Below are 15,082 nucleotides of genomic sequence, written 5' to 3'. Positions count from 1 at the left end.
AAGCAATTATTAGTAATGATAGAATATTTTATTGTTAAGTTAATTAAATTCAATATTTTATAATTTAAAATAAAATTTATTTTAAAATATATTTTTTTGTTATAAAAATATGAATTTTTATTTAGTTTATTGTTATTTTTTTATTAATATAACTAATATATTTTATATTAAGTTTTCAAAAATAATAATTTATATTTATAATTAATTTTCCATATTATAAATATTGTTACTTATAATAATACATTTTTTTAACTATTTAATAAAAATAAGTTAATTATATTATGAAATAATTATTTAATTAAAATATTCTATTTTAACACGTGATGTTAATTTTGTTAGTAGTTCATAATTTGAAAATCCTGTTTTATTTGCAATTTCTTCGATTGGTAATTTTTCACCCCATAATAATACTTCATCTCCTATTTTATCAGTACTATTTTCACCTAAATCTACAATAGTCATATCCATTGAAATTTTTCCAACAATATAAACTTTTCTTCCGTTAATTAAAACTGGAATTTTTGATGATGAATTAAAACTATACCCATCACCATATCCTACAGCTATAACACCTAAATAAGTGTTTTTATTACTAGTTCATATTCCATCATATCCAACATATTCATTAGCAAAATATTTTTTAATTGAAATTAGTATAGTTTTAAATGTCATTACAGGTTGCAAACCAAAATCTGATCCATTTTTTTTATTTTGAGGAGAGACGCCATACATTATAATGCCAGGACGTATATAGTCAAAATGAGCCTCTGGCCATAATAAAATACCAGCTGAAGCAGAAATTGATTTTTTTCCATTTTTATTAAAAATAAATTTTTTATATATATTAATTTGTTTTTTAGTAACTGATGAAGATGGAGTATTTGCTTTAGAAAAATGACTAATAATATTGATAGGTAATTGTACATTTTTGCAATGTTGTAAACGGTTATAAAATTTTTCTGCATCTTTTTGTAAAATTCCTATACGATACATCCCAACGTCTAATTTCATTCATATTTTTATTTTATTATTAATTTTACTTTTTTTTAAAATTTTTAATTGTTCATTACAGTGTATTACTGTATTTAGTTTGTTTTTGACTATTAATGATAAATCTTTTGTTGTTAAAAAACCTTCAAGTAAAATAATAGGTTTTGTTATTCCTGATTTTCTAATAATTAATGCTTCATCTAATCTTGCAACTCCAAAACCATCTACTAAATTTTGAATTGTTTTTGTTATTTCTAATATTCCATGTCCATAAGCATTCGCTTTTACAATTGCTATGATATTCTTATTTGGCGCAATTTTTTTTATATGTTGTAAATTATTTTTTATAGCTAATCGATTTATAAAAGCAGTTGCTATTTTCATTTTTTTTATTTTTTAAAATTTATTAGTTAATAATATTATTATATAAAAAATTATTTTTTATATTATATAATTATTTTTTTATATTATAAAGTAATTATTTTAAATTAAAATTTTTATTAAAATTTATATCTTGGTTCTGCATAATTATCAAATCTTGATAATTGTCCATTAAATGTTAATTTAATTGTCCCAACAGGTCCATTTCGATGTTTACCAATGATGATTTCAGCTACTCCTTTTAATATACTATTATCGTTGTAAATTTCATCACGATAAATAAACATAATTAAATCTGCGTCTTGTTCAATAGAACCCGATTCTCTTAAATCTGAATTAACTGGTCGTTTATCAGCACGTTGTTCAAGACTACGATTTAGTTGAGATAAAGTTATAACTGGTACGTTTAATTCTTTAGCTAATGCTTTTAGAGAACGAGAAATTTCTGCTATTTCTAAAGTACGATTTTCAATTAAAGAAGGTACTCGCATTAATTGTAAATAATCAATCATAATAAGACTTAATCCATTATTGTCGCGATAAACACGTCTTGCACGTGATCTAACATCCATTGGTGTTAAACCTGAAGAATCATCTATATACATGTTACATTTTTCCATTAATATACTCATTGTACTTGAGATTCTAGCTCAATCTTCATCGCTTAATTGACCTGTTCGTATTCGTGTTTGATTAACACGGGATAATGATGCTAACATACGCATCATTATTTGATTTCCTGGCATTTCTAAACTAAAAATAAGTACTGGTTTTTTTTCAGTCATTGCTATATTTTCGCATAAATTCATAGCAAATGTAGTTTTACCCATTGATGGTCGCGCAGCTATAATAATAAAATCTGAATTTTGTAATCCTAGTGTTTTATTATCAAGATCTTGATAACCTGTAGAAATACCAGTTACACCTTTGTTTGGATGTTTATAAAGTTTTTCAATTTTTTCTATTGTGTCTGCTAATATAGTTTCTATAATTTTTGGACCGTCACTTTTATTTGTTTTTGATTCAGCGATTTGAAAAATTTTACTTTCTGCAAGATCAAGTAAATCTTCGCTAGTTCTGCCTTTTGGATCATATCCAGAGTCTGCTATTTCATTAGCAACAGAAATCATATTTCTAACTATAGCGCGTTCTCTTACAATATCAGCATAAGCATTTATATTTACTGTACTTGGTGTATTTTTTGATAATTCAGCTAAATATGAAAAGCCACCAACAATATCTAATTTTCCTTGTTGTTCTAAAGATTCAGATAGTGTAATTAAGTCTATTGGTTTATTTTGTTCTAGTAAAATTTTCATTTGTGAAAAAATTATTTTATGAGATTTAATAAAAAAATCTGATTGTGTTATGCGGTCAGAAACTGTATCCCATCTATCATTATCTATCATTATTCCACCTAAAATTGATTGTTCAGCTTCTATTGAATGAGGTGGAAGTTTTAATTTTTCAATTTGATAATCTCGTAATATATTTTTTTTATAATCTGATAATATTTTTTTTGACATTTTTATTCCTAGATTTTGTATCTTATTAATATTTTATAGTGTATAATAAGTTAAAAAATAAAAAAATATAATGTAAAAAATTATGTTTTTTTTATTGGAGAATATTGTGGCGATACGTATTAAATTTAATAAATATGGTTCATCTGAAGTATTAAAGATTGAAAAATATTTACCAAATGATCCGTTATATAATGAAATTCAAGTAGAAAATAATGTAATAGGAATTAATTTTATAGATATTTATATGCGTAATGGATTATATCCTGTTACAAATTTACCTAGTGGTCTTGGGATTGAAGCTGCTGGGGTTGTTATAAAAAAAGGTAAAAATATAATTGATTTTAAAGTTGGTGATAGAGTAGTTTATGCACAAGGAAAATTAGGAGCATATAGTGAAATTCATAATGTAAAAGAAAATGTTGCTGTACATTTACCAGATAATATTTCTTTTAAAGATGCTGCAGCTTGTTTTTTAAAAGGTATTACAGTTTATTATTTATTTAATAAAGTTTATAAAATTAAATATAATGAAAAATTTTTGTTTTATGCTGCAGCCGGTGGTGTTGGTTCTATTGCTTGTCAATGGGCGAAATTAATTGGTGCAAAATTAATAGGTGTTGTTGGTTCAGAAAATAAAAGAATAATAGCAAAATCGTTTGGAGCATGGGATGTTATTAATTATAAAAATGAAAATATTGTATCTAGAGTAAATGAAATAACAAAAGGAAATAAAGTTCGTGTAGTATATGATTCTTTTGGTAAAACGACATGGTTTGATTCTTTAGATTCATTAAAAAAAAGAGGATTAATGGTTAGTTTTGGAAATGCATCAGGTTTTGTAAAAAATATTAATTTAGATATTTTAAATAAAAAAGGTTCTTTGTATGTTACAAGACCATCTATTAGAGATTATATTTCAAATAAAAAAGAATTAAAAAAAATAAGTAAAATATTGTTTGATATGTTATTAAGTGGTAAACTTAAAGCAATAGTTCCATCAGAACAAATTTTTTCACTTAAAGATGTAAAAAAAATTCATGATATGATTGAATCTAAAAATACGTATGCATCTAGTTTATTAGTACCTTAAAATGTTTAAATTTATTTTTTATAATAGTTATTTAACATTATTTAATTTTAAAAAAAATAATAAAATATTAAATTATGTTTTTTGATATAATAATTTTTATTAATTTTAAAATTAATATCTATTAGTTTTATAATTTAATTGTTTTGATTTTAATGGCAGTATAATGAAACGTATTGATTTAAATTCAATTAATAAATATTATCATTTTTTAAAAAAATTACGATTAGAAGATTCTCATAAAGGAATGTTTGGAACATTAGGTTTAATCGGTGGTTCTTATGGAATGATAGGAGCTATAATTTTAGCAGGGTGTTCTGCTTTAAAAATTGGTTGTGGAAAAGTTATTATTGGATTTAATCAATTAAAATGTGCAGTTTCATTAATTGAAAGTATGCCGGAATTAATTTTAAGAACTGTTAATGAGATAATAAATGATATATCATTAACAAATTTGGTTGTTGGTCCAGGATTAGGTATTAACCCGGTAAGTTCAATTTTAATAAAAATGATAGTTTTAGATAAAAAAAAATATATTTTATTAGACGCAGATGCGCTTAATATTCTTTCTATAACATCAGATATAAAATTACATGAAAATTGTATAATCACACCTCATCCTAAAGAAGCAGCATGTTTATTACATACAAATGTAAAAAAAATACAATTTAATCGGAAAAAATCAATATTAATGTTATCTAAACAATATTGTTGTTGGGTTGTATTAAAAGGTTATCATACTTTAATATCATCTCCTGATGGAGATTTATGGTGTAATTACAGTGGTAATAATGGATTATCTACTGCTGGTACTGGCGATGTATTATCAGGTATTATTGGTGGTTTGTTAGCTCAAAAAATACCAATTCAGGAAGCAATTTGTGGTGGTGTTTGGATTCATGGGGCTGCTGCAGACAGAGCAGTATTAGAAGGAATAGGACCGATTGGTTTAACTGCACATGAAATTATTGATTATGCTCGTATTATAAGAAATAAACTAGCAAAAAATTATTTTTTTAAAAAATTAAATAAAAAAGTTATTAGATAGAGTATATTTGTATTTGATTATTTTTAAATATTATTAATTAATTTTTATGAAGATATTTATAAAAAATCTAAAATAAAATTTATTTTTTTATTAGATTATGTTAATTTTATATTTAATTGTAATTAATAAAATAATATTAATTATTAAAAAAAGCAATTTTGTTTGTAATTAGTTTTTTTGTAATCAAAAAAATTTACGAAAAATTATTAGTTTTATACTATATATAATATATAGATTATATAATATTTATATATATTATAATTACAGGATATATTTTATGTGTAATGTATATTTTGATATTACTAAAACACTTGATACATCTGGATTACGTTGTCCTGAATTAGTAATGTTAGTTCGAAAAACAGTTCGTAATATAAAAAAAGGAGATACTTTATTAATTATTTCAGATGATAGTACTACAATTTATGATATTCCTAATTTTTGTCGTTTTATGAAACATGAATTATTGTTAATAAAAGTAAAAAATAAGCCATATCGTTATTTATTACGTAAAAAAAAGTAATAATATTGTTTTTTTTAAATTTGTTTAAAATTTATTATTTTTTTAATGTTTATTTAATATTTTGTTTTCTATAAAAAAGACGATAAGCAACTTGTCCAGAAATTTTTTCATGACGTAATTCTCAATTTATAGGTACGTTTACTAATATTAGATTAGATTCTGATTCAATGTAAATTAAACTTTTATTTGATAAAAATTGTTTTTTTTCTAAAAATTGTATGCTTTTGTAAATTAATCCTTTGTAGAAAGGTGGGTCAATAAAAATTATATCAAAAATATTTTTTATTTCATTTGTAATCGTTAGAATATCTTTGTTAATAATAGTTATATTATCTGCTTGTAATTGTTTTTTATTTTTTAATAAAAAATTTATATTGTTCTTATTTAATTCAATGAAAGTTACACTTTTTGCAAAACGAGAAAGTGCTTCAAATCCTAAAGAACCAGTTCCTGCAAAACAATCAAGACAATTACTATTTTGAATAAAAGGATTTAACCAATTGAATAAAGTTTCTTTTATTTTATTTCTTGTTGGTCGTAAATTATTATAACTACGAAAAAATAATTTTCGTCCGCGCCATTTCCCACTAATTATTTTAATTTGTTTATATGATACTATTTTTAATTTTTTATTATATTTTTTTGGATATAAATTCATTAATTTTTATATTATTTAGTATTTTTTTGTTTTATATATTTATAATATATATTAATATATATTATAAATATATAATCTTTGAATTTTAATAGTTATATATTTTGTAATATAATGTATTATCATAAATTGGTTATATTTATTAATAAATAAAATTAGTTAATATTTAAATGTAAAGTTTAAATATAAAAATTTATTATAGATAAAAAATTTAGTGAAAAAATGAAATTAAAGAAAAATAATTTTTTTGAAAGGTTTAAAAAAAGATTAATAAAAACTCGTGAAAATTTCAGTTATAATTTATTTAAATTATTTACTAATAAAAAAATTGATGATGATTTATTTAATAAATTAGAAGAATTTTTATTGGTTTCTGATGTTGGTTTTTTTACTACACGTAAAATTATTAATAAATTAATCAAACATTCCAATTCTAAAGAATTGAAAAATATTGATTTACTATATAGTAAATTACGTATAGATCTTTTAAATATTTTAATATCTGTAGATAAACCTTTAGTTATAAAAAATGAAAAACCATATGTTATTTTAATGGTTGGGGTTAATGGAAGTGGTAAAACTACAACAATTGCTAAATTAGCACATAGATATAATTTAGATGGAAAAAAAATAATGTTAGCAGCTGGTGATACATTTAGAGTTTCAGCTATTGAACAATTGCAGATTTTTGGTAATATAAATAAAATACCTGTTATAGCTCAACATTATGGTGCAGATCCTAGTTCTGTGATTTTTGAAGCTATTAAACAATCTAGATCAAAAGATATTGATGTGCTTATTATAGATACTGCTGGGCGATTGCAAAATAAATTTTTTTTAATGGAAGAATTAAAAAAAATTGTACGAGTAATTAAAAAATTTGATAAACATATCCCTCATGAAACAATGTTAACATTAGATTCAAATATTGGACAGAATTCTATTAATCAAGCAAAATTTTTTAATGACGCAATTGGTTTAACTGGTATTACGTTAACAAAATTTGATAGTACAGCAAAAGGTGGAGTAATTTTTTCAATTGCAGAACAAATAAATATACCAATTCGTTATATAGGTGTTGGTGAAAATATTGAAGATTTATGTATATTTAACGCAAATGAATTTATTGATGCTTTATTTATATAAAAATATTTTTAATTTTAATAAAAATTAGTAGATATTTAATATTATTATATATAGATAATAATTATTATAATATTTTAAATATATATTTAAAATAATTATTTTTATCAAAAATATTGATTTTTTATAAAAATAAAAATATTTTTTAATTAAATAGTTTTTAATATTTTTTGATGTTATTAAATCTAGATTTAAAAAAAATTAAAATTAGTATTTTTTATTTTTTAAAATATTTTAAAAATATTATATATTTTATAATAGAGGATTTTAATGTTTAATGATATAAAATCGTTATCTATAATACCGCAATGGAATATTGAAGCATATGTTAGAGTAGCTAATACTTTTCCAATACTTACTATAGATGAAGAAAAAAATTTTGCTGAACGTTTACATTATTATGGTGATTTAAAGGCAGCGAAACAATTAATTTTATCTCATTTACGTTTTGTTATTCATATTGCTCGTAGTTATTCGGGATATGGTCTACCGCAAGCTGATTTAATTCAAGAAGGAAATATTGGTTTAATGAAAGCAGTTCGTCGTTTTAATCCTGAAATTGGAGTTAGATTAGTTTCTTTTGCTATTAATTGGATAAAATCAGAAATACATGAATATGTTTTACGTAATTGGAGAATTGTAAAAGTAGCTACAACTAAATCTCAACGTAAATTATTTTTTAATTTAAGAAAAAATAAAAAACGTTTTGGTTGGTTTAATCAAGAAGAAGTAGATAAAGTTGCAAAAGAATTAGGTGTTAGTAGTAAAGATGTTCGTGAAATGGAATCACGAATGTCTGTTCAAGATATGTCTTTTGATATAAAAGAAGATGATGAATCAAATTATTTTAATGGTTCATTATTGCCTATGTTATATTTACAAGACAAAACATCTGATTTTGCTGATATGATTGAAAATCATAATTGGGAAACTCATGCTACTGAATGTTTGTTAAAGGCTTTTGCTTTATTAGATACAAGAAGTCAAGACATAATACGTTCTCGTTGGTTAGATTATGGAAATAAAAAAACGTTACAAGAATTAGCAAATAAATATAATGTTTCAGCTGAGCGAATCCGTCAACTTGAAAAAAATGCTATGAAAAAATTACGTTTAGTTATTGAAAAAAATAAAAATTAGTTAAATTATTAATTACTATTAGTATAGTATTATTTTTTTTGAATTAAATAATTTAAAAAATTTATATTTATATTCAGTATTTATTATTAAATAATAAAAAATATATTTTATATAAATTGTTTTTATATTAATTTTATTAAGAAAAATATAATTTTTAATATTTTTAATTAATATTAATTATATTAAATATAATAAAATTATTATAATTATTTTATATTTAAAAATATAATTTTTAAATTTATATAATAAATATATTAGTAAAAAATTATTAAATATATATTTATAAAAAAATAAAATTAAAAAAAAATAATTTTTTTAATTTTATTAAAAAAATAATAATATATATTATAGGATGTTTTATAAAAACCTTATAATATATATATATATATTTATATATTATAAGGTTTTTATAAAAAATAATTTTGTTATATTATTAATAAAAGTTATTTTTTTATAAAAATATAAAAAAAATAGTTTCATTAAAAAAATTAAAATATTAATTTTATACTGATATATTTTATAATTGTATTATATATTATTTGTTTAATTAATATATTAATTAAACAAATTTTGTTATAACATATTATATAGTATTTAAATTTTAATTAGATTAATTTATTTTTTTATAAAAAATTTTATGTATTTTAAAGTTTTTTAATAATTAAATATTAAAATTATTTTATATATACAAAATTTATTTTATTTTTTAGATATCATATAAATTTTAAAAATATTTATTAAGTTAAAATTTTAATAGGAATTTTTACATGAAACGTATATTTATTATAGTATTGGATTCTTTAGGTATTGGATCTTCTAGCGATGCAGATAGTTTTGGTGATAATGGTTCAAATACTTTAGGTAATATTGCAAGATCATGTTTTTATTTAAATAATAACTTAAATAAAAGAAAAAAAATGTTATATTTACCAAATTTAAATAGTCTTGGTTTAGGTTTGGCTGCAAAAGAAGCAAGTGGTTTTTTTCCTATTGGTCTTGATCAAAATGTTAAAATTATTGGAGCATATGGTTATGCAAGTTCTATTTCATCCGGTAAAGATACACCATCTGGTCATTGGGAAATTGCTGGTGTACCAGTACTGTTTGATTGGGATTATTTTTCTAATAAAAATAATAGTTTTCCACAAAAATTATTAAATATTTTAATTAAAAAAGCAAATTTGTTTGGATATTTAGGTAATTGTCATTCTTCAGGTACTGTAATTTTAAAAGAATTAGGTGAAGAACATATAAAAACAAAAAAACCAATTTTTTATACTTCTACAGATTCTGTATTTCAAGTTGCTTGTCATGAAAATATATATGGTTTGGATAATTTATATAATTTATGTTTTATTATTCGTGAAGAGTTAATAAAATGTGGTTATAATATTTGTCGTGTTATTGCTCGTCCATTTATTGGTAATCATGCAAATAATTTTATTCGTACTGGTAATCGTTATGATTTGTCAGTAAAGCCGCCATCATTAACTGTGTTTAAAAAAATAATTGATGAAAAAAAAGGTGAAGTTGTTTCAATAGGTAAAATTGCTGATATTTATGCTAATGTTGGAATAACTAAAAAAGTTAAAGCTACTGGTATTTCCAATTTATTTGATGAGACAATAAAAGAAATAAAAGAATCAAATGATAATACTATTGTTTTTACTAATTTTGTTGATTTTGATTCACTTTATGGTCATCGTCGTGATGTTTTTGGTTATGCAGAAGCTTTAGAATTTTTTGATTTTCGTTTGCCAGAGATTATAAATTTAGTAAAAAAAAATGATATGTTAATTTTAACTGCTGATCATGGATGTGACCCAACTTGGCATGGTACTGAACATACACGTGAATATATTCCTATTTTAATTTATGGGAAAAAAATAAAACCAGTATTTTTTGGTCATAGAAAAACATTTGCAGATATTGGCCAAACGATTGCTAAATATTTTGGATTATCTCCTATGAAGTATGGAGATTCTATTATATAGATAATTATATGTTATTATTTATTTATTGTATAATTAATATGTTTTATATAAAATATTTATATTAAAACAAATATTATTTTATTTTTATTAACGTTTTGTAATATAAATAAAATGTTTTTTAAATAATATCAAATATAATTTAATATTGTTTATTCTTTTTTATTTTGTTTTTTTATATAAGATAAAGTTTGTTATTAAAATAAATGTAATGGTTGAAAATATATTTTTGTTTTATTTAAAATGTAAATTTTTTATTAATTTTTTTAATAATAAAAATTTTTAAATATATTTATAAATAAAAATTTACTTTTTGATATAATGTTTTATTAAAAAATTTTAAATAAAAAGTAAATTAATAAAAAATTAGGTTTTTAAATAATAAAAAAATTATTTATTTTTATTTTATAATAATAAAATTGTAATTGTTTTTTAAAATATAATTTGATTTTATTTTACTTTTAAAAATATAAGTTTTGTTATTTTATTTTTATTAAAAAAATTATTGTTAATTTTTTTAAAATTGTATTTTTTAGGTTATAGAATATGTTATATAATTTTATTACTAATATAATGTTCAAATTTGATCCAGAAAATGTACATAATTTTATTTTAAAACAACTTAATAAATTATATATTTCACCTTTAAAAAAAATGTTTTATCAAAATATTAAATCAAAACCGGTTAATTGTATGGGATTACATTTTAAAAACCCATTAGGATTGGCAGCTGGGTTAGATAAAAATGGTGAATGTATAGATGTATTTGGCGCAATGGGTTTTGGTTTTATTGAGTGCGGAACTATTACACCAAAACCACAAATTGGTAATAATAAACCAAGATTATTTAGGATAACAAAAGCTAATGCATTTATTAATAATATGGGTTTTAATAATAAAGGTGTAGATTATCTTATTAATAATATAAAAAATTGTTCTTACAATGGAATTATTGGTGTTAATATAGGAAAAAATAGGGATACTAAAATTGAATATAGTAAAGATGATTATTTATTTTTAATAAATAAAATATTTTTTTATACAGATTATATTGTTGTTAATATTTCATCTCCTAATACTCCTAAATTACGTATGTTACAATATGGTTCACTTTTAGATGATTTATTAAATAATATAAAATTAGAACAGTTAAAATTATCTTTAAAATATAAAAAAAATGTTCCTATTTTAGTTAAAATTTCACCTGATTTATCTGAAGAGGAAATTATTCAATTTATTGATAGTTTAATAAGATATAAATTAGATGGTGTTATTGCTACAAATACAACTTTAAATCATTCTTTAGTACAAGGTTTAAAATATTGTGATGAAAAAGGTGGTTTAAGTGGACGTCCTATTCAATTTAAAAGTACAGAAATAATTAAAATTATTTTTCGTGAATCTAATGGTAAAATACCAATTATAGGTGTAGGTGGGGTTGATTCTTTAATATCAGCTCGTGAAAAAATAGAAGCAGGTGCATCATTAATTCAAATTTATTCTAGTTTTATTTATCTTGGACCAAAATTAATTAAAGATATAGTAAACTATATTTAAAATAAATAGTAAAATTTTATAATTGTTTTTTTAAAATAATTAATATGCATGAAACGCAATATTGTAATTAATTATGTTATTTAATTTCAAAATTAAATATATAATATATTAAAATATAGTAATAGATATTATTTTATATTTTTCATAAAAAAATAACAATTAAAAAGTTTTAAAAAACATCGGTATTTGTAAATAGCCCAACTTTTAAATTTTTTGCAGTATAAATAGTTTTTTTATCTACTATAACTTTCCCATCAGCTAAACCCATAATTAGTTTTCTATTAATTATTCGTTTTAAATTAATTTGATAAATAACTTTTTTTGATGTTGGTAGGATTTGACCTATAAATTTTACTTCGTCAACACCAAGAGCTCGACCTTTACCTTCACCGCCAAGCCAGCCAAGATAAAATCCTATTAATTGCCACATAGCATCAAGTCCTAAACAACCAGGCATTACAGGATCATTTATAAAATGACAATTAAAAAACCATAAATTTGGATTAATATCTAATTCTGCTTCAATATAACCTTTATTAAATAATCCACTGTTTTCGGTTATATTTGTGATTCTATCTATCATTAACATATATCCTGATGGTAAAGGTGGACCTTTAGATCCAAAAAGTTTTCCGTTTCCAGAATTGATTAAATCGTTTTTTGTATAATAAATACGTTTATGATTCATATTTTAGTTTTATCTTTTATTGTATAAAAATATTTTATAATAAATTATTTTTGAATTTTATAAAAATTTATTGTTTTTATTGTTAATAATTTTAATATTTTAAATATTATATAACAAATTAAATTTAATTACTTTGTTTTTTAATATATATGTATTAATTAATGATTTAATTATTTGAATAATATATAAAAAATTTTTTAGTTTTTTTGATTATTTTATTTTTGTATTTATATTTTATATAAATTGATATTTATATTATTATTATATTTATATATTAAATTATATTTAATAAATATTAAAAATTAATTTTATTGAATAGTAAAAAATTTAATTAGTTTAAGTGTTTTTTAGAAAAATATTATTATAATTAGTTAATTTAAATTATATAAAAATTAATTTGTGTATATATTACTAAAATAATGTTATTATTATTTAATTAAGTTAATTATTTTGATTATCTAGTTATTTTATATGTAGTTTAAATAAATTGTTTATAATATTACAATGTTATATTTTAATTTTGAATTTTTATATTATTTAATTTTATTTCTTATTAAAAAGTAGATATTTATTTTAAATAAAAATTTTAATGTATTTTTTAGTATTTTTTATAAAATAAATAATTATTTTTTTATAAAATAATTATTTAATTATATATAGTTATAAAAAAATATAAATATATTTTTTATTAATTTATTATATTTATTTAATAAATATTAAATACATTTGACTTGATAAGGAATACCAGCTAATTTTGTTGCTTGTTTTGCTGGTCCATTAGGAAAAAGATAATATAAATATATACTGGTTCCTTTTTTTTTTCCAAATTTTTTTTTTGCTTCTTCCACAAGTAAACGAATGCTTGGAGATATTTTAAACTGTATATAAAAAGATCTAATAAATTTAATTATATCTATATGTTCTTTTGTTAATTTAATATTTTCTTTTTTAGCTAATAGAAAAATTAATTCTTCAGACCATTGATTATAATTAATTAAATATCCTTGTGAATTTGTTTTTATTTTTTTATTATTTAAAATTATCATTTTATTTTTTTAAAAAAGTATATATATAAAAATATTAATTAATTTTTATTTAAAATATTAACATATTTTTTTTAAAAGAAAAATTAATTAATAGTTTACATATAAAATCTATATATTTATAATGTTTTATATATTTTGGAGGGATGGCCGAGAGGTTTAAGGCAACGGTCTTGAAAACCGTAGATGGGAAACTATCCGAGAGTTCAAATCTCTCTCCCTCCGATATTTTATTTAAAAAAATTAAATTAAAAAAACAAAATTAATTTGTGTATAATATTTTAAATATTTTAAATTAATACTTAAAATAAGCTTCAAAATAAAATTTATTTTAGTATTAATTAATGTATTTTTTTTAAAAAAATACATATTTATCTAATAATTAAAACTGATGTTTTTGCATAACGAACAATACTTGCGGCAGTTGAACCTAATAAATGAGTTGTTATATTTGGATGACGTGATCCAATAATAATAATATCTGCATTAATATTTTTAGCTGTATTAATAATTTCATCACGAGGAATTCCAAAGCTAATTGTATAGCTAATGTTATTATGAGGGAAATTAATAGATTCAATGATTTTTTTGATATTTTTTTTTGCTTCTTTTGTTGTAAAATCTTTTATTTCAGAATATCCAAATGTATAAGTATTTGTTATAGCTAAAGAAATTGGTAATACATAAATTAAATGTATTTTTGAATTTGATAATTTTGCTAGATTAATTGTATGAGTAATTGCTTTATTTGTTAAAGTTTTTTCTGTAATATCTATAGGAAGTAGAATTGTTTTGTACATAATATTTTTATATTTAATTATAAATAATAATATATTTTATTTTTAATATTATTATATTAACATTTTTAAAAATAAATTCAAAAGTTTTTATTTTTTTAAATATTTTTATTTTTGAAAATATTTATAATATAACTTATTTATTAATATATATTAAAATATAATTTTTTAAATAATGTATTTTTTTTTAAAAATTGATCAAAAAAATTATTTTTCTATTTTTATTTTATTATTTTTTATAATTAAATTGTAATTTATTTTAAATATTAATATTTTTAATAAAATTAATGTATTATGGTTTTAAATTAATTATTTTGAATATTTTTATTATGAAATTTTATATAAAACTAATTTTCTTGTAGTATTGTTAATTGTAAATTACAATAAAATATTTTATTGATATCTAGTGTAAATAAAAAATTTTGTATATATTTTATAATGAATTGTAAAAATGTGTTTAGATAAAATAATAAAATATATATAAAATTCTTTATAATTAAAATTATTTTTATA

Annotated in this window: 13 protein-coding genes and 1 tRNA gene; 8 read left to right on the top strand and 6 right to left on the bottom strand. The window is 19.9% G+C overall.

All coding sequences use genetic code 4. The annotated features are described in order from the left end of the window. Positions 1-294 precede the first annotated feature (294 nt). Together alr and dnaB are read right to left on the bottom strand one after the other, a co-directional pair. Positions 295-1,374 carry an alanine racemase gene (gene alr, locus AAGD61_RS02555; protein ID WP_341764889.1) on the bottom strand — a complete coding sequence of 360 codons (1,080 nt, stop codon included), beginning with the start codon at positions 1,372-1,374 and terminating at the stop codon, positions 295-297. A gap of 116 nt (positions 1,375-1,490) precedes the next feature. After that, a complete protein-coding gene (dnaB, locus tag AAGD61_RS02550) occupies positions 1,491-2,897 on the bottom strand; it encodes a replicative DNA helicase (RefSeq protein ID WP_341764888.1) in 1,407 nt (468 codons plus the stop codon). A 106-nt stretch (positions 2,898-3,003) separates the two neighbouring features. Between dnaB and AAGD61_RS02545 the strand changes: the two genes are divergently transcribed. The 3 genes from AAGD61_RS02545 to tusA all read left to right on the top strand — a co-directional run bounded on the left by AAGD61_RS02545 (position 3,004) and on the right by tusA (position 5,555). Continuing rightward, on the top strand, positions 3,004-3,987 hold the full coding sequence (locus tag AAGD61_RS02545; protein WP_341764887.1) for an NADPH:quinone reductase: 984 nt from the start codon (positions 3,004-3,006) through the stop codon (positions 3,985-3,987). Between the two features lie 163 nt (positions 3,988-4,150). After that, positions 4,151-5,032 (top strand): NAD(P)H-hydrate dehydratase, encoded by an 882-nt coding sequence (locus AAGD61_RS02540; RefSeq protein WP_341764886.1) that lies wholly within the window; start codon positions 4,151-4,153, stop codon positions 5,030-5,032. A 277-nt stretch (positions 5,033-5,309) separates the two neighbouring features. Further along, positions 5,310-5,555, top strand: coding sequence for a sulfurtransferase TusA (gene tusA, locus AAGD61_RS02535; RefSeq protein WP_341764885.1), 246 nt, complete (start codon positions 5,310-5,312; stop codon positions 5,553-5,555). A gap of 49 nt (positions 5,556-5,604) precedes the next feature. Here tusA and rsmD read toward each other — a convergent pair whose 3' ends face one another. Continuing rightward, on the bottom strand, positions 5,605-6,213 hold the full coding sequence (gene rsmD / locus AAGD61_RS02530; protein ID WP_341764884.1) for a 16S rRNA (guanine(966)-N(2))-methyltransferase RsmD: 609 nt from the start codon (positions 6,211-6,213) through the stop codon (positions 5,605-5,607). Between the two features lie 219 nt (positions 6,214-6,432). Between rsmD and ftsY the strand changes: the two genes are divergently transcribed. From ftsY to pyrD, 4 genes are all read left to right on the top strand, one after another. Further along, positions 6,433-7,356 carry a signal recognition particle-docking protein FtsY gene (gene ftsY, locus AAGD61_RS02525; RefSeq protein WP_341764883.1) on the top strand — a complete coding sequence of 308 codons (924 nt, stop codon included), beginning with the start codon at positions 6,433-6,435 and terminating at the stop codon, positions 7,354-7,356. 267 nt (positions 7,357-7,623) lie between these two features. Continuing rightward, the gene (gene rpoH / locus AAGD61_RS02520) at positions 7,624-8,493 is read left to right on the top strand and encodes an RNA polymerase sigma factor RpoH (RefSeq protein WP_341764882.1); all 870 of its coding nucleotides are present in this window, start codon (positions 7,624-7,626) and stop codon (positions 8,491-8,493) included. Positions 8,494-9,260: 767 nt separating this feature from the next. Beyond that, entirely contained in the window at positions 9,261-10,487 is a 1,227-nt protein-coding gene (locus AAGD61_RS02515; protein WP_341764881.1) for a phosphopentomutase, read from the top strand. A gap of 543 nt (positions 10,488-11,030) precedes the next feature. Next, positions 11,031-12,041: a quinone-dependent dihydroorotate dehydrogenase gene (gene pyrD, locus AAGD61_RS02510; RefSeq protein WP_341764880.1), complete on the top strand. Its 1,011-nt coding sequence runs from the start codon at positions 11,031-11,033 to the stop codon at positions 12,039-12,041. A 169-nt stretch (positions 12,042-12,210) separates the two neighbouring features. Here pyrD and fabA read toward each other — a convergent pair whose 3' ends face one another. Both fabA and AAGD61_RS02500 read right to left on the bottom strand, forming a co-directional pair. Further along, positions 12,211-12,729: a bifunctional 3-hydroxydecanoyl-ACP dehydratase/trans-2-decenoyl-ACP isomerase gene (gene fabA, locus AAGD61_RS02505; protein ID WP_341764879.1), complete on the bottom strand. Its 519-nt coding sequence runs from the start codon at positions 12,727-12,729 to the stop codon at positions 12,211-12,213. Positions 12,730-13,445: 716 nt separating this feature from the next. Further along, complete coding sequence (locus tag AAGD61_RS02500) at positions 13,446-13,775, bottom strand: TusE/DsrC/DsvC family sulfur relay protein (RefSeq protein WP_341764878.1); 330 nt, start codon at positions 13,773-13,775, stop codon at positions 13,446-13,448. Between the two features lie 137 nt (positions 13,776-13,912). Between AAGD61_RS02500 and AAGD61_RS02495 the strand changes: the two genes are divergently transcribed. Further along, positions 13,913-13,997 (top strand) — tRNA-Ser (locus tag AAGD61_RS02495). Between the two features lie 146 nt (positions 13,998-14,143). Here the strand turns inward: AAGD61_RS02495 and AAGD61_RS02490 are convergent. Beyond that, positions 14,144-14,572 (bottom strand): universal stress protein, encoded by a 429-nt coding sequence (locus tag AAGD61_RS02490; RefSeq protein ID WP_341764877.1) that lies wholly within the window; start codon positions 14,570-14,572, stop codon positions 14,144-14,146. Between the last annotated feature and the right edge of the window lie 510 nt (positions 14,573-15,082).

This window comes from Candidatus Providencia siddallii (genome assembly GCF_964026685.1).
Classification (GTDB): Bacteria; Pseudomonadota; Gammaproteobacteria; order Enterobacterales; family Enterobacteriaceae; genus Providencia_A; species Providencia_A siddallii_A.
This window is presented reverse-complemented; position numbering and strand designations above follow the sequence as displayed.